Origin of the sequence: Amycolatopsis sp. WGS_07 (assembly GCF_045278895.1) — a bacterium.
Lineage (GTDB): Bacteria > Actinomycetota > Actinomycetes > Mycobacteriales > Pseudonocardiaceae > Amycolatopsis.
Genome location: NZ_CP136053.1, coordinates 3297347 through 3321534, shown reverse-complemented (window position 1 = coordinate 3321534; position 24188 = coordinate 3297347). Strand labels below are relative to the sequence as shown.

20 protein-coding genes, 3 tRNA genes and 1 pseudogene are annotated in these 24188 nt (G+C 68.6%); 9 read left to right on the top strand and 15 right to left on the bottom strand.

The window, feature by feature from the left end; translation table 11 throughout:
• The first annotated feature begins 151 nt into the window (after positions 1-151).
• Positions 152-985, top strand: a complete 834-nt coding sequence (locus RPX00_RS15725) for a serine protease (protein ID WP_406640271.1) — start codon at positions 152-154, stop codon at positions 983-985.
• Positions 986-1578: 593 nt separating this feature from the next.
• Here RPX00_RS15725 and RPX00_RS15720 read toward each other — a convergent pair.
• The 5 genes and pseudogenes from RPX00_RS15720 to RPX00_RS15700 all read right to left on the bottom strand — a co-directional run bounded on the left by RPX00_RS15720 (position 1579) and on the right by RPX00_RS15700 (position 4415).
• On the bottom strand, positions 1579-3327 hold the full coding sequence (locus RPX00_RS15720) for a glycoside hydrolase family 9 protein (RefSeq protein WP_406640270.1): 1749 nt from the start codon (positions 3325-3327) through the stop codon (positions 1579-1581).
• Positions 3328-3592: 265 nt separating this feature from the next.
• Positions 3593-3666 (bottom strand) — tRNA-Phe (locus RPX00_RS15715).
• Positions 3667-3697: 31 nt separating this feature from the next.
• A tRNA-Asp gene (locus RPX00_RS15710) sits at positions 3698-3771 on the bottom strand.
• 14 nt (positions 3772-3785) lie between these two features.
• Positions 3786-3858, bottom strand: a tRNA-Glu gene (locus RPX00_RS15705).
• A gap of 306 nt (positions 3859-4164) precedes the next feature.
• A pseudogene (locus RPX00_RS15700) lies at positions 4165-4415 on the bottom strand (hypothetical protein).
• 450 nt (positions 4416-4865) lie between these two features.
• On the opposite strand from RPX00_RS15700, the gene RPX00_RS15695 reads away from it, so the two are divergent.
• Entirely contained in the window at positions 4866-5285 is a 420-nt protein-coding gene (locus RPX00_RS15695) for a hypothetical protein (RefSeq protein WP_378301456.1), read from the top strand.
• 943 nt (positions 5286-6228) lie between these two features.
• On the opposite strand, the gene RPX00_RS15690 is transcribed toward RPX00_RS15695, so the two are convergent.
• On the bottom strand, positions 6229-6432 hold the full coding sequence (locus RPX00_RS15690) for a cold-shock protein (protein ID WP_003097368.1): 204 nt from the start codon (positions 6430-6432) through the stop codon (positions 6229-6231).
• 459 nt (positions 6433-6891) lie between these two features.
• Here RPX00_RS15690 and RPX00_RS15685 point away from each other — a divergent pair, with 459 nt between their 5' ends.
• The 4 genes from RPX00_RS15685 to RPX00_RS15670 all read left to right on the top strand — a co-directional run bounded on the left by RPX00_RS15685 (position 6892) and on the right by RPX00_RS15670 (position 9647).
• Positions 6892-8097 carry an Ig-like domain-containing protein gene (locus tag RPX00_RS15685; protein ID WP_406640269.1) on the top strand — a complete coding sequence of 402 codons (1206 nt, stop codon included), beginning with the start codon at positions 6892-6894 and terminating at the stop codon, positions 8095-8097.
• 155 nt (positions 8098-8252) lie between these two features.
• The gene (locus RPX00_RS15680; protein ID WP_406640268.1) at positions 8253-8570 is read left to right on the top strand and encodes a hypothetical protein; all 318 of its coding nucleotides are present in this window, start codon (positions 8253-8255) and stop codon (positions 8568-8570) included.
• A gap of 7 nt (positions 8571-8577) precedes the next feature.
• Positions 8578-9123 (top strand): SigE family RNA polymerase sigma factor, encoded by a 546-nt coding sequence (locus tag RPX00_RS15675; protein WP_406640267.1) that lies wholly within the window; start codon positions 8578-8580, stop codon positions 9121-9123.
• Positions 9124-9128: 5 nt separating this feature from the next.
• The gene (locus RPX00_RS15670) at positions 9129-9647 is read left to right on the top strand and encodes a hypothetical protein (protein WP_406640266.1); all 519 of its coding nucleotides are present in this window, start codon (positions 9129-9131) and stop codon (positions 9645-9647) included.
• A 356-nt stretch (positions 9648-10003) separates the two neighbouring features.
• Here RPX00_RS15670 and RPX00_RS15665 read toward each other — a convergent pair whose 3' ends face one another.
• Entirely contained in the window at positions 10004-11362 is a 1359-nt protein-coding gene (locus tag RPX00_RS15665; protein ID WP_406640265.1) for an MFS transporter, read from the bottom strand.
• A 204-nt stretch (positions 11363-11566) separates the two neighbouring features.
• Here RPX00_RS15665 and RPX00_RS15660 point away from each other — a divergent pair, with 204 nt between their 5' ends.
• Entirely contained in the window at positions 11567-12145 is a 579-nt protein-coding gene (locus tag RPX00_RS15660) for a PaaI family thioesterase (RefSeq protein ID WP_406640264.1), read from the top strand.
• Between the two features lie 198 nt (positions 12146-12343).
• Here RPX00_RS15660 and RPX00_RS15655 read toward each other — a convergent pair whose 3' ends face one another.
• The 8 genes from RPX00_RS15655 to RPX00_RS15620 form a co-directional block, all read right to left on the bottom strand.
• Positions 12344-14803 carry a tetratricopeptide repeat protein gene (locus RPX00_RS15655; RefSeq protein ID WP_406642933.1) on the bottom strand — a complete coding sequence of 820 codons (2460 nt, stop codon included), beginning with the start codon at positions 14801-14803 and terminating at the stop codon, positions 12344-12346.
• 736 nt (positions 14804-15539) lie between these two features.
• Complete coding sequence (locus RPX00_RS15650; RefSeq protein WP_406640263.1) at positions 15540-16508, bottom strand: glutamate ABC transporter substrate-binding protein; 969 nt, start codon at positions 16506-16508, stop codon at positions 15540-15542.
• Positions 16505-17893: a hypothetical protein gene (locus RPX00_RS15645; protein ID WP_406640262.1), complete on the bottom strand. Its 1389-nt coding sequence runs from the start codon at positions 17891-17893 to the stop codon at positions 16505-16507. The genes RPX00_RS15650 and RPX00_RS15645 overlap by 4 nt, the downstream gene beginning before the upstream one ends.
• Before the next feature lie 91 nt (positions 17894-17984).
• A complete protein-coding gene (locus RPX00_RS15640; RefSeq protein WP_406640261.1) occupies positions 17985-19040 on the bottom strand; it encodes an ATP-NAD kinase family protein in 1056 nt (351 codons plus the stop codon).
• Between the two features lie 144 nt (positions 19041-19184).
• Positions 19185-19406: a heavy-metal-associated domain-containing protein gene (locus RPX00_RS15635; protein WP_406640260.1), complete on the bottom strand. Its 222-nt coding sequence runs from the start codon at positions 19404-19406 to the stop codon at positions 19185-19187.
• A gap of 189 nt (positions 19407-19595) precedes the next feature.
• Positions 19596-19799 (bottom strand): cold-shock protein, encoded by a 204-nt coding sequence (locus RPX00_RS15630; RefSeq protein WP_009071749.1) that lies wholly within the window; start codon positions 19797-19799, stop codon positions 19596-19598.
• A 211-nt stretch (positions 19800-20010) separates the two neighbouring features.
• Positions 20011-20349, bottom strand: coding sequence for a hypothetical protein (locus RPX00_RS15625; protein WP_406640259.1), 339 nt, complete (start codon positions 20347-20349; stop codon positions 20011-20013).
• A gap of 229 nt (positions 20350-20578) precedes the next feature.
• Positions 20579-22222 (bottom strand): thiamine pyrophosphate-binding protein, encoded by a 1644-nt coding sequence (locus RPX00_RS15620; RefSeq protein ID WP_406640258.1) that lies wholly within the window; start codon positions 22220-22222, stop codon positions 20579-20581.
• Positions 22223-22346: 124 nt separating this feature from the next.
• Here RPX00_RS15620 and RPX00_RS15615 point away from each other — a divergent pair, with 124 nt between their 5' ends.
• Both RPX00_RS15615 and RPX00_RS15610 read left to right on the top strand, forming a co-directional pair.
• Positions 22347-23627, top strand: a complete 1281-nt coding sequence (locus RPX00_RS15615) for a hydroxyacid-oxoacid transhydrogenase (RefSeq protein WP_406640257.1) — start codon at positions 22347-22349, stop codon at positions 23625-23627.
• On the top strand, positions 23621-24028 hold the full coding sequence (locus RPX00_RS15610; protein ID WP_406640256.1) for an acyl-CoA thioesterase: 408 nt from the start codon (positions 23621-23623) through the stop codon (positions 24026-24028). Before RPX00_RS15615 ends, RPX00_RS15610 begins: the two co-directional genes overlap by 7 nt.
• Positions 24029-24188 lie beyond the last annotated feature (160 nt).

The window sequence follows — 24188 nt, the reverse complement described above, 5'->3', positions numbered from 1 at the left end:
ACCTCTACCTAGCTGCAGGTCAACCTCCCGCGACAGTCACCCAAAGTCACAACGGTTGTGACTGGCACCACTCTCTGGTGTGATGTACCCCCGACGCCTACCAGTCAGTAGCACACGTCCGAGTGACGTGTACGCCCTCGAAGGGAGCCCGATGAAGACCCCTCGACCACTGGCCCGGGCCAGTGCGGTGACGGCACTCGCCACCGCCGCCGCGTTGTTGCCCGCGACCGCGTGGGCGGAGGCCCCGACGTGGGCCCCGGCGGACACCGCCGCCGTGCACCCCGGGGTGCAGACGCACACCAACGGGGCGCAATGCACCTCGAACTTCGTGTTCAGCAACGGAACCGACGTGTTCCTCGGCCAGGCCGCGCACTGCTCCGGCACCGGCGGTTCGACCGAAACGAACGGCTGCTCCGCCGGTTCGCTCCCGATCGGCACCCCGGTCTCGATCACCGGAGCGAGCAAGCCGGGAACGCTCGTCTACAACTCGTGGCTGACCATGCAGTCCCGCCACGAGGCCGACGCGAACACCTGCCAGTACAACGATCTCGCCCTGGTGAAGATCGACCCGGCGGACGTGTCGAAGGTCAACCCGAGCCTGCCGTTCTGGGGCGGACCGACCGGCGTGAACACCACCGGCACGAAACAACTCGGCACCGTGCTCAGCTACGGCAACTCCGAACTGCGCGGCGGAATCACCCAGCTGTCCCCCAAACAGGGCACCAGCCTGGGCGACACCGGCGGCGGCTGGAGCCACACGGTGCTCACCGTGACCCCCGGCATCCCCGGCGACTCCGGCAGCGGCTTCCTCGACCGCGACGGCAACGCCCTCGGCGTGCTGAGCACGCTGAACCTGCTGCCGCAACCCGGCACGAACGGCGTCGGCGACCTGTCGCACGAACTGGCGTACGCGAGCGCCCATGGCGGACTGGGCTCGGTGCAGCTTGTTCCGGGCACGACTAAGTTCCGTGGGCCGCTGATCTAGCGACTGCGCGCATCGCATGGTGGGCTCGGCGCGACACAACTCGCGCCGAGCCCGACCAGCCCACTGAACCTGGTCCAGCGACCACGAACATCTCGTTGTGGCTGGTGCGATCCAACTCCAGTCAGTCACCACGAACCCATCGCGACGGCACAAGACCAACCCCAGCCCGACCGCACATCGTCGCCGAGCGGGATCAGTCCCTACCACCACGAACCCATCGCGACGGCACAAGACCAACCCCAGCCCGACCGCACATCGTCGCCGAGCGGGGCCAGTCCCCGCCATCACGAAGCCATCGTGGCGGCGCAGGACCAACCGCAGCCCCGACCTCGCCGAGCCTCGACCGTCGCCGAACTGGACCAGCCCCCCACCACCACAACCCTTCACGACGGCACAGGACCAACCCACCAAGTCCTGATCGTTGCCGATCGGGGTCAGTCTCTGCCATCACGAGCCCGTCGTGGCAGCGCAGGACCAACCCCAGCCCGACCGCGCCAAGCCTCGATCGTCGCCGAACTGGACCAGCCCCCACCACCACAAACCCATCGCCACGGCGCAGGACCAACCCCAGCCCCGATCGTCGCCGAGCAGGGTCAGTCCCCCACCACGACCGCGTACAGGTACCACGTGGAGTGGGGCAGCCACTGTTCGTCCCAGCGCCAGTCGTCGTCCTTGCCGGTGACGACGTAGCCGCGGTCCCAGGCGATGCCGCTGCCGTCCTCGTTCAGGCCGGTGATGCCGTTGACGATGCCGCCCGCCGTCGGCAGGAACTGCCATGAGCCGAGCCAGCTGTACTGCGGGTTGCCGTGGCCGCTGCCGTCCAGCATGCAGACGCCGTACGGGTTGCTGCCGCAGATCCAGTTCAGCTGGTCAGCCGCGTACGACCGCAGCCGGGTGGCGAACTCGCCGGAAAAGCGTTGCGCGGCAAGGCGAGCCGCGGTCGCCAGCGAGGCGATCCGCGCGTTCTCGCCCTGCCACCACTGATCTTTCGCGCGTGGCGTGACGTTGTGCGGGAAAAAGAATGAGCTATACCTCTTACCCTCCCCATCCTGCACCAGATTCCGCGCATACCCAAACGGGTTAGGCACCTCAGCGGTCACCGCAAGCTCGAACTCCAGCGACCGCCGCACCACCTTCAGCACCTCCGAAACCGTTGCCGTATCAGCGATCTCGGCGTAGGCGAGCAGGCTGATCACCGGCAGCCCGGCGTCCGACGGGTGGAAGTACGGCCGGTCACCGTCGTCCGCGCGCCAGTAGTCGCGGTAGGACTTCCAGGAAACCAAGCGCCGCAACAAATTTCGGGCCCGGCGGTCCGCTGCCTCGCGGTACACTGGTTTCTTAGTTACTTGGTACAGCTCGACCGCCGCCAGCAACGCACCGTAGTCGTCCTGGATATTTTCCTTGCCGTCATTGGTCATCTCGACGTTGTGCTGCTCCAGGAAAGCGAACGCCGTCTCCGCCGTGGCCAGGTACTCCTCGTGGGAGTAGTCGCCCGACGTGTCCAGCGTCGTCGCGGCCGCCAGCGCGGCGATCGCGACCCCGCCGCCCTCGCGGTAATTCACCTGGACGGGCTCGCCGTCGCCGTTGGCCAGGACGTACCGCAGCTTCGGGTCCTTCGGCGGCCCAGGCTGGATGACCGACGTGGCGAACGCGCCGCCCTCCAGCTTCACCCGGCGCAGGTAGTCGGCGCCGAACAACGCTTCATCGGCCAGCCAGGTGCGCAACTGGGTGAAGTTGGCGTCGTTCCGCGAGGTCAGCCGCTGGTAGGCCTTGGCAAGCACCCAGGCGGTGAGCGGAATCTGGAGAGTGTTGAAGTAGCTGCGGTCAGACAGCTGCGTGAAGTGCTTGCCGAAGTCGCCGGTCGCGTCGTACCAGCCGCCGTGTGCGTCCATGACCTGCGTGCCCTTGGCACCGATCGGCGCTTTCCGGTCCTGGCGATCGAACCGGTCGGAGCTGCGGGTGCCCTTGAAGTAGTGCACGACGTGGGCCAGCGTGTAGCGCTCAAGCACCAACTGACCGATGCGGAACGGCTGGGACCGGCCGTCCGCGGCGAGCAGGACGTACTCGCCCTCGGTTTTCAGCGCGGAGAAGTCCGCGGTCCAGTAATGCCGGTCGTCCCAGCCCGGAACCTGGGCCGCCGGTCGCGGGGTCCCGGTGAAGACGGTCTTTCCGGTGGCAACGTCCGCGACGGTGAACCGGGGAACCGCCCGCGGCGACTCGGCCGCGAGCACCGCCCGCTTGGGCGCACCGGGCGCGTAACCGACGTTGTTGGCGTAAATCGCCACCCCAGTCACCCCAGCCGGCCCTCCGGCCGCCGCGGCCTCAGCTCCGAACGGCGTCATCGCCCCAACCCCCACGATCGCCGATCCGGCAAGAAAACTGCGACGCCCCACATCTCCCGGCATTCTCGACCTCCAGTGGTCCAGACCTCTGAGATGTTATTTAGGCTAAGTAGCCATCGGACGCTTTGGCAAGACTGCTTCCGAATGGCAAATCCCAGCGGATGGCCGCGCCGCGGTACACCTGACTGCCGTAGCCGCGCCGAACCACCTGGGCACAAGAAAAAGCCCCATCCGGCTGGATGGGGCTTTCACCGAGAATTCTCTGTGGCCAGGGCCGGGGTCGAACCGGCGACCTTCCGCTTTTCAGGCGGACGCTCGTACCAACTGAGCTACCTGGCCGGGAACGCCGGCAAGGAGCCGAACGATCTTGCGACCCTGACGGGACTCGAACCCGCGACCTTCGCCGTGACAGGGCGACGCGCTAACCAACTGCGCCACAGGGCCTTACTGGTACTGCGTACTCCCAACGGGATTCGAACCCGCGTTGCCGCCTTGAAAGGGCGGAGTCCTAGGCCACTGAACGATGGGAGCCCGATCGGTTTCGGTGGACCGACCGACCGCGCTCTCAGGTGTTCCCCTGGGAGCGATTACAAGCATAGGGCACGTTCCAAGGGCTTTGCACCGGGGGTTCCTTAACCGCTCGCCAAGCCTCCGACCTGCGACAACACTCGCGCCGACGCTCTGACCGCGCGCCTTCACGCCGATCGCCCCGTCCGGACCCGCACCGGACGATCGGTGTGCTCCAGGCCACTCTACGCCGAAGACGGTTCCGCACGCCGGGATCCAGGCCTCCCGGCCAGCGGTCCCGGCCATCGACACACGACCCTGCGGCCCGGATCAGCGCTGCACGGGCGCCTGGCCGTCGTCGCCCGGACTTAGCCCGAGCATCTCCAGCAACTGCGCACAGTCCTCCACGTCGAGCGCGCCGGCCGCGACAGCCAGGCGGGCGCGTCGGACTTGGTCGTCCGAGACCCGCTGCCCCTCCGCCGACCCGCGCTGTGCCGGCACGCCGCCGGACAGCGACGTGCTTCCCCGTCGGCACCTTCGTACCGAAGGAGGAACTGACGAACTTCGACCGATCCGCTCATGGCCCCTCCATGCGGTTCGCAACAACTGGCCGCGAGGCTAACCAGCGGCGAGCACCACCGGCAGCCCCCGGAGAGTGAACCTGGGAACACTCTCCGCAGCTGCCCTGGTAACGCATTCCAAGATCGCGCAGAACGATTTCTCCCGGCTTCCCCTCGCCGATCCCCGGAACTCGTGCAACAATCGGTGTTGCTGACACACCCCCGGTCAGCGCCTGTGGAGATCCCCTCCGACCCCCGCGTTCCTCCCCCTGGCGCGGGGGTCTCTCCATTTCTGCACACCGGCGCTGACCTGCGGATCTACCCTCCGTGCCACCGATCAACAGACAGTCGCGAAATGCGTTTACCGACTGGGCTGTTCAGGTGATCGAATTAGGCTTGCCGAGCACAGAAATGCGTGTGTCGTGGCTCACAGTGGTTTGTTTGCCGAGACCTGACCGTTATCGTGGCCGGGTGCCTCTTCCCTCCCTCGGCCGCCTGAGCAGCCGCACGAACCTCAAAGCCGTCTCGAGCGGGCGGCATCGCAATGCCGCCAAGGTCGCCGGCGACGAAGTCGTCGAGGACAAGGAACTCACCAGCTACCTCGCCGCGCTCGCCCCGGACTCCGACCCGGAGAGCACCGGGACCGGCAGCCGTTTCGGCGACGCGCAGGTCTACCAGCTGCGCATGAACCTCATCGCCAGCCAGCAGCTCAAGGACATCGCCGTCGCCAGGAACCTGACCCCGCAGGCGCTGGCGCAGGAATGGATCCTGGAGCGCCTCTCGTGGGAGGGCCAGGCCGCCTCCGCCCAGGAGCGCCGCCACTCCGACGCGATGACCGACGAATTCCACTTCCCGGCGGAGACCTTCGAGCAGCCGCTCGTCGGACACTGACCCGCCCCCTGAACGAAAACCCCCGGCTTCCCCCGACGGCCGGGGGTTTTCCCTTGTCCGGGGTCGGGACGCGGCCGGGTCCCAGTGGGCGGGACAGGTGAATGTTTCGTTCGCGGGCCGCTAGGGCTGGGTGTGGAGCGAGCGGCTGGGGCTTGGTGCGGATGCCCGGGACGACTGGCCGGGCGTCGCGGCAGGGTGGGCAGGCAGCGGCGGATGCGGCACGGCCACGCACGAGGTTCAGCTCGCGAGGCGAGGGGAAGCTGGCGCGGCGAACGGTCGGGGGTCGTGAGCGCTGGTGCCGGTTAGAACCGGCGCGGCCACGCACGAGGTGCGACGCACAAGGCGGGGAAGCTCGCGCGGCGAACGGCCGGGGAGGTCGTGAGTGCTGGCGCCGGTTCTAACCGGGATTGCCACTCACGAGGTGCGACGCAAGAGGCGCGAGGAAGCTGGCGCAAGGGACGTCGTGCGTGGCACAAGGCGGGTCGCGCGGCGAGGGCGGCCGGGGGTCGTGAGTGCCGATGCCGGTTAGAGCCGGGATCGCCGCTCACGAGGTTCGGCGACCAGACCGGGTCGACGCAGCCGCGGCAGGCGGCCTAGCGCCACTCGATCGGGTCGATTCGGGCACACCCACTCACAGTCGAGCAATCAACCGATCCGGCGTCGCCCGGAGGTGCCCGGGCCCGGTGGAAATCCGCCCGCATCAGACCAGGCGGCCGCAACCCCGGACGCGGCAGGCCCGGCGAGATCGGCCGGAGACGATCAAGGTGTGGCGCATCCCACCCGAGCGCGCACAGCGGGACCGCGAACCCCGCACCGAACCCGATCAACCGTGGGAACCGTCGCTTCGAACATTCCCCACAACGGAACCCGCAATGAAAAAGGCCCCGACGGGAAATCCCGTCGGGGCCCTTCATTCAGGCCTGAGAAAACGCGTGGGCCTGACTCAGATCGCACGGACCTTCTGGGCCTGCGGGCCCTTCTGCCCCTGGCCGACCTCGAACTCCACTCGCTGGTTCTCCTCGAGGGTGCGGAAACCGCGGCCCTCGATCTCCGAGTAGTGCACGAAAACGTCGCCTTCGCCGCCGTCCTGCGCGATGAAGCCGAAGCCCTTCTCCGCGTTGAACCACTTCACAGTGCCTTGCGCCACCGCTGTACTCCTCGTAACAGATCCGCTTCGAATGCCACCGAAGCGGCACCCAGGCCGTCCCGGGCGGTTCCAACGAGACGAGCGAAGAGCTTTTCGGCCCCACGGCTCGCGTCAGAAGTTCCGCGAGTGTGAAGCCACGAACACGCAAAACGACGGCCTGGTCAGCAGCCTACCGGGATCTCACCAAATCTGAACCCCGTTGATCGCAAGGATCGGTTCCGACGTGCACGCATCACCGGAACGTCGTATCGCCGCCTACGCACCGCTGTCGGACCCCGAAGCTACTCTGATCCAGTACACCCAGCGCACTTCGGCGATGCACAGTGCGCGGTCGGTCGAGCCGCTTCCGTAATGGTCACTCGGTGCAGTGTGATGCTGGTCACCCCGTTTCCGGTGAACGCGACGACAGGCCCGGACGTCTGGGTGGTTGGGGTACCAAAGGGGAGATTGGGGATCGGTGTGACTATCCGACACTTCGCACGCCGCCGGGCCGGCGTCGCGGTGCTGGGCTTGGTCGCCGCGCTCACGCTCGGGGCGTGCAGCGGCGGGTCGAGCGTGAACGCGGGCGGGACCGCGGGCGGGGGGCCGACCGAGGCGCCCGCCTCGCCGACGAAACCGGCGGCCGTGGCGGTTACGCCTGCTTCCGGGGCGAGCGACGCGGCACCGGGCGAACCGGCGAAGGTGACCGTCACCAACGGCACCCTCGGAGCGGTCACGCTGACCAACGCCGAAGGCAAACAGGTGCAGGGCCAGCCGTCGCCGGACAAGAAGAGCTGGAGCACCACCGAAGACCTCGGCTACGGCAAGACCTACACCTGGTCCGGCCAGGCCACCGGCGAGGACGGCAAGCAGGTCCAGATCAATGGCTCGTTCACCACGGTCAAACCGCGCCGCCAGATGCAGGGCAGCCTGAACGTCGGCGACGGGCAGACCTACGGCATCGCGATGCCGATCGCGCTCACGTTCCCGAGCGCGGTCAAGGACAAGGCCGCCGTCGAGCGCGCGCTGTCGGTGGAGACCACGCCGAAGACCGAGGGCGCGTGGGCCTGGCTCAACGACGGCGCTTCGGTGCACTGGCGGCCGAAGGAGTACTTCAAGCCGAACACGAAGGTCGTCGTCTCGGCCAACATCTACGGCATTTCGATGGGCGACGGCGTCTACGGCAAGCAGGACGTCTCGGCGAGCTTCACCATTGGCCGCTCGCAGATCGTCAAGGGCAACACCCAGCAGCACACGATGCAGGTCATCCGGGACGGCCAGCAGGTGATGGACTTCCCGGTGAGCTACGGCCTCGACTCCGACCCTGGCCGCGTCACGCACAGCGGCACGCACGTGGTGATGTCGAAGCACGAGACCTACTCGATGAGCAACCCGCGCTACGGCTACACCGACGTGAACGTGCCGTGGGCGGTGCGGATCTCCAACAACGGCGAGTTCATCCACGGTCTCGCCGCGTCGATCTGGGCGCAGGGCAAGAAGAACATCTCGCACGGCTGTCTCAACCTGGCTCCGAAGAACGCGAAGACCTACTACGACAGCGTCCTTCCCGGCGACCCGGTGGAGATCTCCGGCAGCACCCAGCAGCTGGGCCCGAAGGACGGCGACTACAGCGACTGGACCTACGACTGGGCGGCGTGGACCAAGCTGTCGGCGTTGTCCGCCTGAGGACTGAGCACCACCGGACGGCCGGGAGACCTCCAAGGCTCCCGGCCGTTCGTCTGTCCAGAAAACACAAAATCCGATGCAACCCCGGCGACGGCCGACGGCATGACTAGAGCAGAGAAGCGCCACTCGGCGCTCGTGGAACCAGGAGGAAACTCGTGCGTGTTCGCTTCGCTCTCGCCATCGGCTCCCTGCTGCTCGTCGGAGGAGCGGTGACCGGCGGCGCGGTCGCTTTCGCCGCGGACGCCCCGCCGGCGGCGCAGCCGGCCCCGACGCAGACCGCCCCGGCCGAACGGCCCACCGGCGCCCCGGCACCGGCTCCGTCCACGGACCGCCAGACCACCGCCGCGCCCGCCCCGGGTGCGCCGAAGGTCGCCGCGCCGGGCCAGCCGCCGAAGGCCGCCGGCAAGCGCGTTCCGACCGCCGTGCCCGCGGGCCCGACCGGCGACCTGCACCTGCCCTCGGTCTGGGGCTGATCACCCGGTGCCATCCCGCTCCCGTCCGGTGTCCGGGCAGAACTCGCCGTGGGACGGCGAGTTCGCCCGGTACTTCGGCGAGCGCGCGCACAGCCTGCGGTCCACCGCCTACCTGCTTTGCGGGGACTGGCACCGGGCCGAGGATCTCGCACAGGCCGCGCTGCTCAAGCTGTACCTCGCCTGGCCGCGGCTGGCCCGGCACGACGCGCTCGACGCTTACGCGCGCAAAATCGTGCTGCGCACTTTCCTCGCGGAAAACCGCCGCAGCCGCTGGAAACGGGAGCGGCTCACCGACGCACCACCCGACGTCCCGGCCCCTGCCGCCGAGACTGAGCACGACCAGCTGATCCAGCAGGCACTCGCCGCGCTGGCCCCGCGCCAGCGCGCGGTGCTGGTGCTGCGGTACTTCGAGGACCTGTCCGTCGAGGAGACCGCCGCGGCGCTCGGCTGCCGGACCGGCACAGTGAAAAGCCAGGCCGCGCGCGGTCTGGCCACCCTGCGGGCCCGGCTGGGTCCGCATTTCGAAGCGCTGCCCGTCCATGGAGGGAGGTGAACGAGATGGTTCCTGACGACCCCGAAGACACCGAAGCCGTGCGCGCCTTGTTCGCACGGACGCCAGACGGTCCGCCTATGCAGCTCGACGCGGCGGACGTGATCGTGCGCGGTGCCGCGGTCCGGCGCAGGCGCAAGCGCTGGGCGGTCGCGGGCAGTTCCGCGGCGACGGTCGCGGTGATCGTGGCGGCCGGTCTCGCGGTGGGCAGCCGCGGGACCGAACCGCCGCCGGTCATGCCCGCCGGGCCGGGATTGGCCACCGTCTCGCCCGCCCCGTCCAGTCCGCCGGGGCCGCCGGAGAGCCCGCCCATGCAGACGCGGGTGCCTTCGCCGGATCCGGCGCCGGGGGTTCAGCCGGGCGCTCCGGACAAGGTTCCTCCGACAGAGCGGCAGACGGTCCCGCGGCCGGGTACGTCCCGGCCGGCACCACCGCCGCGGGCGGACCAGACCACCGGCGAACGAGCCCCCGCGTCAGTGGGTTCACCTGCGGGAAGCACGGCGTTACCCAGCCAGACCTCTCGCTGAAACGCTTTCGCGGCAAGAGTGGTGCACGTCACCAGATCAAGTGGGTTTTCGACGAAATATCCCGGGCTTTCGGGGCGATGTTCTCAGTGGCGGCCGGAGCGGCCGTCGAACCCGTCGCTCAGCCGGCACACCATTGGCCGGCCCGAGAACCCGAGGAGGAAGCACCATGGTGCTCGTCGCACTGATGATCGAAACCGTTGTCGCCGTCGTGGTCGCCGGTGGCCTGGCAGCTTGGGCACGTAAGCGCTTCGCTCCGCAGGCGGTCGAGGCGACGCAGAACAACTGAGCTTAGAACGAAAGACCGCCCTCTGTCCTTAATGGACGGAGGGCGGTCTTCTTATCGGTTCAGCGAGTACTCATTTGCCGACGCCGGCCAGCTTGCCGCCGGTGTCCGCGGTGTCGATCTGCTCGATCGGCACCTGCGACGTCTCCGGGATCTTGATGATCGGGATCAGCGCGATGAGCGCCGCGACGATCAGGTAGTACGCGGGCCAGTCCGGGTTGCCGGTGCTGTCGATCAGCGCCGTGACGATCACGCCACAGGTACCGCCGAACAGCGACGTCGAGATGTTGTAGCCGATCGCGAACGAGCCGTAGCGCACGCGCGTCGGGAACATCGCCGGGAACGTCGAGCCGATCACCGCGAGCAGCAGTGCCAGCAGGATCGCCACGACCAGGAAGCCGACGATCAGCCACACCAGGCTGCCGGTCTGCATGAGCTTGAACGTGGGCCAGCTCAGCACGATGAACCCGATCGCCGCGGTGAGCATCAAGGGTTTCCGGCCGATCCGGTCGGACAGCGAGCCCAGCGGGATCAGCAGCGCGAACTGCACGATTTCCACGCCGATGATGATCAGGCTCGATTCGGTGGAGCCGATCTTCAGCGTGTCGGTGAAGTACGACGGCATCGTGGTCAGCAGCATGTAGTCGGCGATGTTGACCAGCAGCACGATCCCGATCAGGTTCAGGATCATCCGCCAGTTGCGCTGGATGGTCTCCTTGAGCGGAGCCTTCTCCGCCTTCTCGCCCGCCGCCTCGAGCCGGCGGAACTCCGGCGTGTCCTCAAGCTTCGACCGCAGGTAGAGCCCGATCGCACCGATCGGAAGCGCGATGAAGAACGGGATCCGCCAGCCCCACGAGTCGAACTGCTCGGTGGACATCGAAAGCGACGTGATCAACACGGTCGCGTTGCCGAGCACGTAACCGGCCAGCGTGCCCATCTCCAGGAACGAGCCGAAGAAACCGCGGCGTTTGGTCGGCGCGTATTCGGCGATGAACGTCGCCGCGCCGCCGTACTCGCCGCCGGTGGAGAAGCCCTGGATCAGCCGCAGCAACAGCACCGCGATCGGAGCCGCGATGCCCATGCTGTAACTGCCCGCGTACGTCGGCAGCACACCGACCAGGAACGTACAGCCGGACATCAGCAGAATGGTGATCGCGAGGACCTTCTGCCTGCCGAGCTTGTCCCCCAATGGGCCGAAGAACGCTCCGCCGAATGGCCGTACGATGAAACCGACGGCCAGCAGGGCGAGCGATTTCAGCACCGCGTTGCCCTCGCCGGGGAAGAACAGTGTTCCGATACTCGTCGCGATCGCACCCGAGGTGAAAACGCCGTAGTCGTACCACTCGGTCGCATTACCCATCGCGGACGCGATCACCGCGCGTTTGACTGTTCTCTGATCGACCTCGGGTTTCCCCGTCTTTGGCTCACTCATCCCGGCGGTGACCTCCTCCTGCACACGTCCCGGTCCATCCGTTGGAGCACATTTCCCCAGTCTTGACCCGTTGAACCGAGCTGGCAGGATGAGTCGCCAAATTTCTACCGTGCGGAATTTTCCGACTACCCTGTGCGCAGGAAATGCACCCGCGCCGGTCAGGGCGGGTGCCGGCGGGTCCTTCCGCCGGGTTAACGTCGTCCCATGAGTCCTGTTTCCGGCCCGTGGCCGCCCACGCCGGTGGAGCCGCCGGAGATCCACCCGAAAGCCCCCGCGCCCGGCACCGAACTAGGCACGCACTTCGCCGAGTGCTTCGGCTGCGGCGACGAGGTCGACGACGGCCTGCACCTGCGGTCAGCCATCGGCGAGGGCTACACGGTGCACTCGAAGTTCACCGTCACCGCCGCACACCAGGGCGCCCCCGGACTAGCACACGGCGGCTTGCTGGCATGCGCCTTCGACGAGGCACTCGGCTCAACGGTCGGCAACCTGCTGCACCGCCCCGCAGTGACCGGCAAGCTAGAGACGGACTTCCGCCGCCCAGTACCAGTCGGCTCCACGCTGTACATCGAGGCCCGCCTAGACGGAGTCGCCGGCCGAAAGATCTACGTGAGCGCAGACGGCCACCTAGACGCCGTAGACGGCCCGGTCGCAGTCAACGCACGAGCAGTGTTCATCGCAGTCGGCTTCGACCACTTCAGCACCCACGGCGACCCGCAAGCACTGGAGAAGCTCGCCGAACAACACCGCCGCAACAAACGCGAATGGGACATCAACCCCTAACCGCCGCACGCACCCCAGCCGTGCACCCACACCACCCCCGCACCCCGATACGAAGCCAAAATGCGGTCTGAGGGTGCTTGTCAAGGCATCTTTCCCGCCTTGACAAGCACCCTCAGACCGTCATCACAATCAGGCTTCGGGGTGCCCCCAACCCCCGAGGTGCAATGTCGCCCGCCAGGGCGACGAGCCATCACCCCATCACGTCAACGTCCGAGGCCGAATCGCATTAGCCCGGTCCACCAACGCAATCCGGTCCCCAGCATCATCAGTCAACCGAGCCAACGACCGATAACACCGCTCCAACCCAAACCGAACGTCCCGCTCCTCCAGCTCACACCCCAACACCTTCACCGCAGCACCCGGCTTAGCCTGCCCAGGCACCTTCAGCCAGTCGTAAGCCGCCTCCAGCACCTCAGCACTAAGCCGCGTATGCCGCTCAGCATCAAGATTCAACCGCTGCAACCGCCCAGACGCGTCGACCAGATCGCCCTCGGTAACAGTCGGATGCTCCCCAGTCCCCACCCCCTGCGCCCGAGTCTTGATCTTGATCGCCGCGACCTGCGCATCCACATAATGCGTAGAAGTAGCCGGAACCCCCTCCAGCACCTCGACCGCACTCTGCCGCGCCCCCTGCGCCAGATACACCCGAGCAAGCCCAAACGCAGCACTCACATAAGTCCGGTCAGTCCGCCACACCAGCTCATAGAACCGAGCAGCACCGAAGTAATCACCAACGCCCTCGGCACTAACCGCCAACGCCAGCTTCGGCGCGATCTCCCCCGGCAGGTCGTCGTACACCGCGTCGAACGCCACATGCGCCACCCGCGGCCGCCCACCGGCCAGTTCGATGAGACCCCGGTACCAGTCGATCCGCCAGTCGTGCGGGAACCCGTGCCGGATCGCCAGATACTGCGCCGCCTGCAACTGCCGCTGCGCCTCGACGAACTCGCCCAGCTCGATCCGCGCCCGCACAATCCGCAGCCGGACCTCAATCGACTCCCGCGGCGCGGTGGCCAGAGCCTCGATCGCCTCGTGCGGATCAAGCGCGGTGGTCGTGGCGAGCACACCAGCGGCCGGGTCGTCCGTGTCGACCTGCGGGATCGGCAGGCCCGCGACGACCTCCGCGGCGTCCGGCAGCGGCACGCGCTCGCCCTGCTCCGGCACCACCAGGTGGACGCCGAAAGTGCGGCTCTCCGGTCCGAACACGGTCGACGCGGCCGGGCGCGGCTGGCCGGTGCCGAGCGCCATGATCTCGCGCAGGACGCCGGTCAGCTGGTCGGCCATGTCGTCGGCGGCGATGAACCGGCGGTCCGGGTCGGCGTGCGTGGCGCGCTTGAGGAAGCGGTAGTACGAGCCGAAAAGCGCGAACAGCGGCACGGCGTCCGGGCCGGGCAGCGTGTTCTTGTACTCGCGGGTGTAGCCGGCGAACTCGAAGCTCAGCACGGCCAGCGTCCGGCCGACCGTGTAGAGGTCCGAGGACACCGACGCGCCCTGCGACGCCAGTTCGGGCGCGCTGTAGCCGGTGGTGAAGAACAGCGGGCTCTCGTAGTCGTCGATCCGCCGCACCGCGCCGAGGTCGATCAGCTTGAGCTGCTCGCGGGTCTGGATGACGTTGTCCGGCTTGAGGTCGCAGTACAGCAGGCCCTGGCCGTGCAGGTAGCCGAGCGCGGGCAGGATCTCCAGCCCGTACGCGATGACCTGGCCGATCGGCAGCGGCTCCGGCCGGTTGCTTTCCCGGTGGTGCTGCAGCGCGAGCTGGCGCAGCGACTGGCCGCCGACGTACTCCATGACGATGTAGCCGACGGTGTTGCCGGTCTGCGCGTCCGGATGCTGCACGAAGTTGTGGATCTTGACGATGTTCGGGTGCTCGACCTCGGCGAGGAACCGCTGCTCGTTCGCCGCGGCGGCCATCGCGGTGGAGTCGCCGGTGTCGATGAGGCCCTTCAGCACGACCCAGCGGTCGGACACGTTGTGGTCCTTGGCCAGGTAGATCCAGCCGAGACCGCCGTAGGCGAGCGCGCCGAGCACCTCGTACTGGCCGCCGACGACTTCGTGCGGCTTCAGCTTCGCGACGAACGAGAACGGCGTGCCGCACTTCTCGCAGGTGCCCTCGGGCTCGCCCGGCTGACCGTCCTTGCCGCGGCCGACCTTCGCGCTGCAGTTGCCGCAGAACCGTTTGTCCTCGGCCACCACCGGATTCGCCAGCACCGCGGTCGACGGATCGCGGTACGGCACCGGCGGCACGTCGATGAGGCCCGCGCCGAGCCGTCCGCGGCGGGAACGACGGGTGCCGCGCGAGCCGGTGCGCCGGGAGGTGCCGGGGAAGGAGCCCGTTCCGGTACCGGTTCCGGTGCCTTGCGAGCCCTGCGAACCGTGGGTGCCGGTGCCGTGCCCCTCGCTGCCGCCGGACGGCAGGACGCTGTCCGTGCCGTGATCGGGCAGCGGGCCGCCGTCGGCGGGGGCCACGCGCGGGGTCGGCGGCATGATGCTCTGGGTGTGCGGCGTCGGGCTGGCCAGCACGCTGGTCGGCATCGGCGCGGCCGGATCGACCGGAGCGACCGGCTGGTTCGACTGCGGCAGGATCACCGGCGCGAGATCGCCGGGCGGACGCGTCGGGGCCTCGGAGCCTTCAGCCGGACGCTGGCCCTGCGTCCCCATCGGGATCGGGCCGGAGTTCGGACCGGTGGCGCGCGGCGGCCGGTTTCCCGGTGCCTGCTGCGGCTGCTGTCCCTGCTGCGGACGGTTCGGCGGGACCGGGCGCTGGCCGGTGCGCGACTGCGGCGGATACGGCTGGCCCTGCGGACGGCCTTGCGGGGGCATCGGCTGGCCGCCGCGCGGAGCCGGGCGGCCCTGCGTTCGCGGCTGCTGCGCTGCTTGACCCGGCTGTGCGGGTTGACCCGGCTGCGCGGGCTGGCTCGATGGGCTCTGCGCGGCCTGACCCGGTTGAGCACCCTGGCCCGGTTGCCCTTGCTGAACTGGCTGCCCCTGCTGAGCAGGCTGTCCCTGCTGAGCGGGCTGACTCGACTGTCCCGGTTGCCCTTGCTGAGCGGGCTGGCTCGGCTGAGCACCCGGCCCCCGCTGCGTCTGCGGACGCTGCACCGGAGCGTTGATCAACGTCTCGGCGTCGGGATCCGGCTGCGATTCCAGCCGCCCGGAGACCGACGGTTCCGGGGTGTCCCAGCGCACTGGCGGCGGCGGGGTCCACGAAGCGTCGGCCTCGCCCCGCCCGGACGGCTGGTCCCCGGCTTTCGCCTGGTCGCCGTCCCCGTCCGGTGCTGCGTGCCGAGGACGGCGCGCCTCCTCCGACACAACTACCTCCCGAACTCCCCGCGGCAAGCCTGCCGCTGAAGAAAAGTACAACTTGCGCCGCGCCCGCGCTGCAAGACCGGCCTGGTCATCCGTATTGCGGCGACGGCGGACTCGCCGGTCCCAGCCGGGCGCCCACCCAGTTCTGGTAACTGCTGGCCCAGGTCCCGTCGCCGCGGATCTTGTCCAGCACCGCGTTGACGAAGCGGACCAGGTCCTCCTCGTCCTTCGGGATCCCGACGCCGTAATTCTCCTGCGTCATCGGGTCTCCCGCGACCTTCACCGTCGGGTCCTGCGCGGCCATGCCCGCCAGGATCGTGTCGTCCGTGGACACCGCGTCGACCTGGGCCTGCTGCAGCATCACCAGGCAGTCCGACCAGTTCGGCACCGACACCGCGACCGGTTTGGCCGGGTCGGTGGCGATCTTCGCGAGCGAGGTCGACTTCGCCGCCGCGCACACGCGTTTCCCGGCGAGGTCGGCCAGCGACTGCGCCTTCGACGTCTTCGGCACCAGGATCTTCTGCCCCGCCACGTAATACACCGACGAGAACTGCACCTGCTGACGGCGGGCGCACGTGATGCTGTAGGTCCGGACCACCACGTCGACCTGGTGTTCCTTGAGCACCGTCTCCCGCTGCGACGACGTGATCGCCCGGTACTGCACGTGCCCTTCGGAACTGCCGAAAATCGCCTTGGCGATCGCGTTGACCAGGTCGATGTCGAAGCCCTCGAGCTTGCCGGTCTTCGGATTCCGGAAGCCGAACAGGTAGGTGGTCTGGTCCACGCCCGCGATGAGCTTCCCGCGCTGCTTGATCTTCTGCAGGCTCGGCCCGGAGGGGTCGAGACCACTCGGCGCGAGGCTGGCCAGCGGGTTGCAGCTGGTGTCGGAATCGCCGCCGGCCGCGGCGTCCGGGCCGCCGACGCCCGCCGGGGTCGGCCAGGCCGCGTCGGTGACCGGCGCGGCTTCCATCGGCCGGTCCGCCGTCCCGCAGGCGGCGGCGAGAAGCGCGACCACCGCGAGGACGGCAGTCCGGACGAAGTGCCGCGACCGGATCACCGGTACTCCCTCAGTCTCTCTCGCACGCCGACTGTCACGCCGCCCGCGGCGAGCACCGACAGCACGCCGACGCCCGCCGCGAGCGCGGTGAGCGCGTTGTCGCCGGATCTGGTGCTGTCGAGGAATTCCTGGCGGCAGACGTCGATCGCGGCCTGGAGGTTCGTGTCGAGCCGGGCGAACGCGGCGGCGGCGCTGTTCGGGCTCACGCTCGTGGCGAAGTCCACCGCCTCCTGGTACTGCCCGCCGTCGTCGAGGCGGCGCACCTGAAGGTGGGCCAGCGACCATTCGCGCGCGGCCTGTTCCGCCGCTTCGATCTTCTGCTCACCCGTGGTGCCGGACGCGAGGTGGCGCGCCTCGCCGAGCAAACCGCCCTTGCCGTCGGCACCGACGAGGTTCTCGGCCAGCTTGATGAACTGCTGCTCGTACGCGCCGCCGTCGCCGCGCGCGACCAGCGTGAGGGTTTCGTCCGCGCGCGCCTGCAGCGCGTAGATCCGGGCCCGCACCAGGATGTCGACCTGCGACGTGCCGTCGGTGCGCCCGGTCGCGACGAGACTGCCCTGCACGACGAGCGCGACCGCGCCCCACAGCAGCGACAGCACCATGCAGCCGGTGGCCACCAGCAGCCCGATGTTCAGCACGCGGTTTGTCCGCCGGGTCAGGTAGATCTGCGCGGCCACCAGCGCCGCGAGCGCGGCGAGGACCAGCGCGATCGCCGCCCACGGCACGTCGCTGCTGCTGTCCTGCTCGTCGGAAAGCTTCTTGGTGTGCGCCTTGTAGAGCGAGTCCGCGGCGGGCAGGATCGTCGAGCGCATCAGCTGCGAAGCCTCGCGCAGGTACGAGGCGCCGGACGGGAAACCCTGCCGGTTGTTCGCGCGGGCGGTCTCGACGATCCCGGTGTAGACCGGGACCTTCTGGTTCAGGACGTCCACCTGGTGGGCGGCGTCACCGACGTCGGTGGTGTCCGACGCCGCGCGGGCGAGCGCGGATCCCGCCTCGGCGATGTCCTGCTCGTACCGCTTCCGCAGCGCGGGCGGTTCGGTGCCGACGGAAAGGAAGGCACTGGCCGCGGTCGCGTCCGCGTCCGACAGCGAGCGGAACACCTGCTGCGCGGCCGCCGCGAGCGGTTCGCGGTGGTCGATCAGGCCGTTGATCGTGTTGTCCTTGTCCTTCACCGACAACACGCCGACGAGCCCGGCCACCAGCGACAGCAGCACCAGCGCGACCGCGAGCAGCGACAGCTTGCCGGGCGTGGTGGTCGTCGATCTCACGACCGCCCGCACCGCCTGGCCGGGCAGGTCGAACAGCCCGGCGATTCCGCTGCGGCCCTCCGGTTCCACCGGTGGGGGCTCGGCAGTCGTTTCCGGCCGCGTCGCAGTGCTGCTCATCCCCGATCCTCCCCGTGTGCCACTCGCAGAAGGTAGCCGGTCGGGCAAGGCGCAGCGAACGACACCCAGAAGGTGTCACCTGCACGTGATCTCAGCCAGCGCACCGACCGTGGCTTCGGCCTTTCTCGCCGGTTCCACTTATGGCGGTACTGCGCAGCAACCCCTGGGTTGCTGCTTCGGCCATCGCGGCGCGTACATCGACGCACCATGGCCCATCGGAACGCAGCTCGACGTACGCGCCTTCGCCGTTCTTCAGCTCCAGTTCGCGTTCTCCGTCGACTGCGATAACGCCGCCGCCAGCGGCAAGGTCCACACGTACGCCGGGACGCAGCACTCCCCAGCCGCGTACGCCGACTGGACGCACCACGCCGGGCGCGATGGCGGCCTGCACCACGTACGCGGAACTGTCGGCCGGGCCAAGCTGAAGCGCCACGCCTTCCGCGCTGGAACGAGAACTCGGACACAGTTGTCCGGCAATGCTCGACAGGCCAATGCCGTCCGGCTCGGCGAAGGTGCAGTACAGCTCGGTGAGCGCGGTGGGGTCCCACAGCGCCTTCGCGCCGACGTGTTTGTTCATCGAGACCGCGACGTCCACCAACGCGATCTCGCGGCGGTTCTTCGTCACCACCTCGAGCATGCTGACTCGCTGCGTTACGAGGTCGGCGTCGACCTGGCCGCTCGCGACCATCCCGGCCGCGAGCCCGGCCACGGTGGCCTCGCCGGCCTGCGGGAACGCGTTGTTGGTCCCGGTCGGCAACGCGAGCAGCGGCACGTCGCCGCACGCCTTCGCGGCGACCCGCGCGGTGCCGTCGCCGCCGAGGCACACGATCACGCCTGCCCCGGCGTCGACCATCCGGCGCACCGCGTTGACGGTGTCCTGCGCGGTGCCGGTGAGCGTGTCCTCGTCGCAGAATTCCACCGCGGGCAGCGGCTCGCGGCCGAGGTCACGCAGCACCGCGGCGGAGATGCCGCCGAGATCGGTGGACAGCAGGGCGCGTTCGACGCCGGTCACCGCGAACGCCGACAGCAGCCGACGCACCAGGTTGGCCTTCTCCTCGACCGGAACGGCCGACGCCTGGGTGACGAGTCTGCGGATGTCCTGTCCGGACGCCGGGTTCGCCACTATTCCCGCAACGACTTCCCCCATCGAGCATCCCCCTCAGTCCACATCCGCCAGGGGACCAGCACACGCGTCCGGCCGCGCGGAGGAAAGGGTTGCACGGACGTTGCATCGGCCGTGCCTCCACGCCGGCCAGAGCCTACCCTGGGTTCCGGCGTGGCTACCCATCGTTCAAACGAGAGAAGCAAGCCCTTCGTAGGTGTACCCGGCTTCCTCGACCGCGGCGCGCACGGCCGTCTCGTCGAGGGCTTCGGCACTGCGGACCGTCACGCGTCCGGTTTCGACCTCGACGGCGACGTTCTCGACTCCGGGCACCCCGGTCAGTTCCTCGGTGACCGACTGCGCGCAGTGGCCGCAGGACATCCCGGTGACGAGGTAAGTGTTTTCGCTCATGCCCGCGAGCCTACGAGGCCCGAGCGGTCCACGATCGGGTGATCCACAATGGCCGGTCAGGCACAGAAAGCCTTGGCGGGCAACAGGATCCGCATCGTGAGACGCGGCGGCGAACACACCGGGTGCGGAAACGAAAGAAGCCACCACCCCCGCAACCGGGAGTGGTGGCGACTTAGCGATAGACGCAGGTCAGATCAGGCTGACCGACGTGGCCTGCGGGCCCTTCTGGCCCTGGCCGATCTCGAACTGCACGCGAGCGTTCTCCTCGAGGGTACGGAAACCGTTGCCCTGGATCTCGCTGTAGTGCACGAAGACGTCGCCGCCGCCGTTGTCGGGAGTGATGAAGCCGAACCCCTTCTCGGAGTTGAACCACTTCACGGTGCCCTCAGTCATCTAAACAATCTCCATACATAACACCAAAACAGGAAGCCGACCGACGTCCTGGGCCCAGACACGGGCGAGATGCGTTCCTCGAGGAGGAGGCCCACGCCCGCTGAGTTCTGCGAGCGTGCTTTACCACGAACACAAAAATCGAGACCATCGAAAGTAAAGCACAGCGGCGCGGGCCCGGACAAGCCGACTCACCCCAGTTCGCGCGACCGGGTCACTCCCCGCTGGCGTGGCGCAGCGGCGCGCCGAACGGCGACCGCCAGTCCGCGCCCTGGTCGGACGCGACCACGGCGACGTCGTGTGCCTCCGCACTGGCGCTGAACTGCACCGGAACCACTCCGGACCGGGTCTGCGCGGGCACCTCGGGCGCCTCGGTGTGCTGCGGTTCCTCGCGCACTACGGACACCAGCGCACCGGCCCGCGCGGACCGGGCACGGCCGCGAGCCGCCGCCGCGGTACGGGATTTCCCGTCCTTTTCGTCGGCCATGACGAACTCCCCTCGTTCCTTCCCCGCGGCAAGCGGGGCGATGACCGCGATGGTGCCATCCGGCACCGACAAAATCCGGCCGAAGCCGGTTGTTCCCACCCCTGAAACGGGCCGCATGGCCGCGAACCGAGCCGGGAACGTGTTCGCCCGGGAATTTCCCCATTGGACGCCAGCCGAACCTCGCTGGGCGAACCGGGTCCGGATGCCGAACCCCGGGAACACCCTCAGGTTACCTGAGCCGTCCCCGGCCAGCCACTGAACTTTCCCGGCGTTTCCTTGTGTTCTCAGGAAGATTTCAGGTCGCGGAAGGACGCTGGGCTCCGAGAAGCGTGCTCAGCCGGACGTCCGGGGTCACCACGTCCGGGTCCGTCCGGACATCGATCACACACGGCCGTTGCCGCACGAGCGCGCTCGCGATGATCGGTTCGAGCCGCTCGCGATCGTCCACCGTGTACCCCGCCGCGCCGAGCCCGCGCGCCCACGACGCGAAGTCCGTCAGCGGGATGGTCACTCCAGACAGCCGTCCGTGCGTACGCGCCTGATGCATCGCAAGTGGACCGTGCAAGCCGTTCTGGAATACGACCACCATCACGGGCGCGCGGTAACGCACAGCGGTCTCGATCTCTTGCCCTGTCATGAGCGTGCCCGCGTCGCCGACCATCGCGACCACAGCGCGCCGCGGCTCGGCGAGCTTGGCCGCTACCGCCGCCGGCACCGCGTACCCCATCGCAGCGTTGCTAGGACCAAGCTGGCTGCGCGGAGCGGTGAAGCACCAGTAGCGGTGCATGAACTGCGCGAAGTTGCCAGCGTCACTCGTGACGATGGTGTCCTCGGGCGCGAGCTTTCGCAGCGCGCGCACCACGTCCACCGGATGTACGCGCGTGTTGTTGCTTGTGTTCGGTGGCGTCATGAAGGTGTGCACAGCGGCGTTCGCGGCCGACGCTCTGCGCGTACGCGGCGAAGCTATCGCGCGCAGCTCCTTCAGGAACGGCTCCACTTCAGTGTCCACACGGAACGTCAGGCCGCGACGGCGCTGTTCGTCGATGCCAGTGCCGACAAGGACAAGCGTCTGCTGCGGCGTCGGGTAGCGGTAGCCCTGCGTCGTGACTTCGTCGAGCTGGGTGCCGAGCGCGAGCACTAGGTCGGCTCGTTCGAGCGCGTCCAGCTGACGCGCCGGGATGCCGAGCCCGAGATGTCCGGCGTAGCGCGCGTGGTTCTCCGGGAAGGCGTCCTGGCGGCGGAAAGCGTTGTACACCGGAAGCGCCAGCTCGTCCGCCACCGCGATCAGCTCGTCGCGCGCCGACCGCGCGCGTCCGCCGACGATGACCACCGGGTAGCGCGCTTCGTCCACCAGCCCGGCGACCGCTTCCGCCGAACGGCCCAGCGTGCCCGTGACCGGCGGGCGAACCTTCGCCACCGGTTTGGCCGAGTCGTACGGCACGCCCCACGCGTCGCTGGGCACCCCGATGACCACCGGGCCCGGCCGTCCTTCGCGGCACCGGGCGAGCGCTTCGGCGAGAAGATGCGGCACGTCGTCGGGATCGTCCGCGCGCACGCACCACTTGGCGATCGTTTCGAACATCCCGGTCGAATCGGACGCCGGGACCTCGCCGGTGAGCACCGGGTCGAGCGCGGGGGTCTCGAGCAGCACCACCATCGGCGTCTCGTCCTGGTACGCCGTCTGCACGCCCATGACCAGCGCCGCCGCGCTCGGACCGCGGCTGGCGAGCAGCACGGCGGGGCGTTCGGTGAGCTTGCCCTCGGCCTCGGCCATGAAGGCGGCGCCCGAATCGTGGCGGGCCGAAACCAGCGTGACGTCGCGCTCGCGGCGAAGCGCGTCGAGCAATTCCAGGAACGACTCGCCGACGACCGCGTACACCCGGCGGACCCGGGCCTCGTTCAAGACGCGTACGGCCGTTTGCGCGACGGTGGTTCCCACTTGGTATCTAATGAGGAGAGCTTAGGGCGGCACCGTGAACCGGCGTCAAGTGATCTTGAAGAACTCGCCGCCGGATTGTGCCGATTGCCGGATCGGGCTGCCCACCAGTTGGGAGGACGCCGTCGTGACATCCGCCGAACATGAGACTGTTTTCACTTATGGGGCCCCCGCGCTCAAATACGGAACCGGGGCGAGCGACGAGATCGGATACGATCTGACCCAGTTCGGCGCGCGCCGTGTGCTCGTGGTCACCGACCCGGTCGTCGCGGCCACCGGCTGGCCCGAGCGGATCGCCGAGGGCATCCGCGGCTACGGAATCGCGGCCGAGACCTTCGACGGCGTACACGTCGAACCCACCGACGTCAGCCTGCAGAAGGCGGTCGACTTCGCCCGCGGCACCGGCCCGTACGACGCGTTCGTGGCGGTCGGCGGCGGCTCCAGCATCGACACCGCGAAGGCCGCCAACCTGCTGACCAGCAACGACGGCGAGTTGATGGACTACGTCAACGCGCCGGTCGGCGGCGGCCGCGCGCCGGCGAACCCGCTGAAGCCGCTGGTCGCGGTGCCGACGACGACCGGAACCGGGTCGGAGAGCACCACGGTGTGCGTACTGGACGTGCTGTCGCTGCGGGTGAAGAGCGGCATCAGCCACCTGCGGCTGCGCCCGGCGCTCGCCGTCGTGGACCCGCGGCTCACGGTCAGCCAGCCCGCCGGCGTCACCGCGGCGGCCGGGATGGACATCCTGTGCCACGCCGCGGAGAGCTACACCGCCAAGCCGTACACCGAGTTCGGCCGGAAGCGCCCGGAGGAGCGGGTGCCGTACTGCGGGGCGAACCCGCTGGCGGACATGTTCGCGGAGAAGTCGCTGGAACTGCTGTCGTGGGCGCTGCCCGCCGCGGTCCGCGACGGTGAAGACATGGCCGCCCGCGAGGCGATGGCACTGGCCGCGACATTCGCCGGGCTCGGCTTCGGCAACGCCGGCGTACACATCCCGCACGCCAACGCGTACCCGATCGCCGGGCAGGTCCGGGACTTCCACCCCAACGGCTACCCCGGCGACGAAGCGATGGTGCCGCACGGCATGGCCGTCTCACTCACCGCGCCCGCCGCGTTCCGGTTCACCTTCGCCGCGAACCCGGAACGCCACCAGCGAGTCGCCCGGCTGCTGGCCCCGGACTTCGAATGGTCCGGCGACTTCGCCGACCACCTCCCCGCCGTGCTGACCATGCTGATGCGCGAGATCGACCTGCCAGCCGGAATCGGCGCGGTCGGCTACACGGAGTCCGATGTGGACTCGCTGGTCGAGGGAACGCTGAAGCAGCAACGTTTGCTGGCGACCGCGCCGCGCACACCGTCCGAAGAGGACCTGTCGGGCATTCTGCGTGATTCGGTGCAGCTGTGGTGAGCTATCCGCACTGGCAGACGGTTCCGTTGCGCTGGAAGGACAACGACGTCTACGGGCACGTGAACAATGTCGTGCACTACTCGCTGATGGACACCGTCATCAACACGTGGCTGATCGAGCGGGGCGGACTTGACATCGAGTCCGGGCCGGTGATCGGGCTGTGCGTGGAATCGCGTTGTGCTTACCACGCTTCGGTTTCTTTCCCGGACACGCTGCGGATTGGGCTGCGGGTGGCGCATCTTGGGCGGTCGAGTGTGCGGTACGAGATCGGGATGTATAGCGCTGCGGAGACCTTGGTGGCGGAGGGGCATTTCGTGCACGTGTTCGTGGACCGCGGGTCCCGGCGGCCGGTGGAGGTGTCCGGGAAGCTGCGGGAAGCGTTGGCGGAGCTGACTGTTTGACGTCTTGGGCGCACCCTTCGGCAGATGGTGAGTGCTTGTCTGGGTATAAGTAGATTTGGTTAGATAATCACAGGGTGCTCAGCCGCACGGACACCGATGCCACGGTCTACTCCGCAGCCACTCCGAACGTGCACGCTGCCCGGGCTTCCGCGGTGGTTCC

Bases quoted from the DNA above. Each gene is read 5' to 3' on its own strand.
- RPX00_RS15655 (WP_406642933.1), bottom strand. From the start codon at position 14,803: ATGGGGACGCAGGGCCAGCGTCCGGCTGAAGGCTCCGAGGCCCCGACG.
- RPX00_RS15660 (WP_406640264.1), top strand. From the start codon at position 11,567: ATGAGTCCTGTTTCCGGCCCGTGGCCGCCCACGCCGGTGGAGCCGCCG.
- RPX00_RS15725 (WP_406640271.1), top strand. From the start codon at position 152: ATGAAGACCCCTCGACCACTGGCCCGGGCCAGTGCGGTGACGGCACTC.
- RPX00_RS15640 (WP_406640261.1), bottom strand. From the start codon at position 19,040: ATGGGGGAAGTCGTTGCGGGAATAGTGGCGAACCCGGCGTCCGGACAG.
- RPX00_RS15670 (WP_406640266.1), top strand. From the start codon at position 9,129: ATGGTTCCTGACGACCCCGAAGACACCGAAGCCGTGCGCGCCTTGTTC.
- RPX00_RS15630 (WP_009071749.1), bottom strand. From the start codon at position 19,799: ATGACTGAGGGCACCGTGAAGTGGTTCAACTCCGAGAAGGGGTTCGGC.
- RPX00_RS15720 (WP_406640270.1), bottom strand. From the start codon at position 3,327: ATGACGCCGTTCGGAGCTGAGGCCGCGGCGGCCGGAGGGCCGGCTGGG.
- RPX00_RS15645 (WP_406640262.1), bottom strand. From the start codon at position 17,893: ATGAGCAGCACTGCGACGCGGCCGGAAACGACTGCCGAGCCCCCACCG.
- RPX00_RS15635 (WP_406640260.1), bottom strand. From the start codon at position 19,406: ATGAGCGAAAACACTTACCTCGTCACCGGGATGTCCTGCGGCCACTGC.
- RPX00_RS15665 (WP_406640265.1), bottom strand. From the start codon at position 11,362: ATGAGTGAGCCAAAGACGGGGAAACCCGAGGTCGATCAGAGAACAGTC.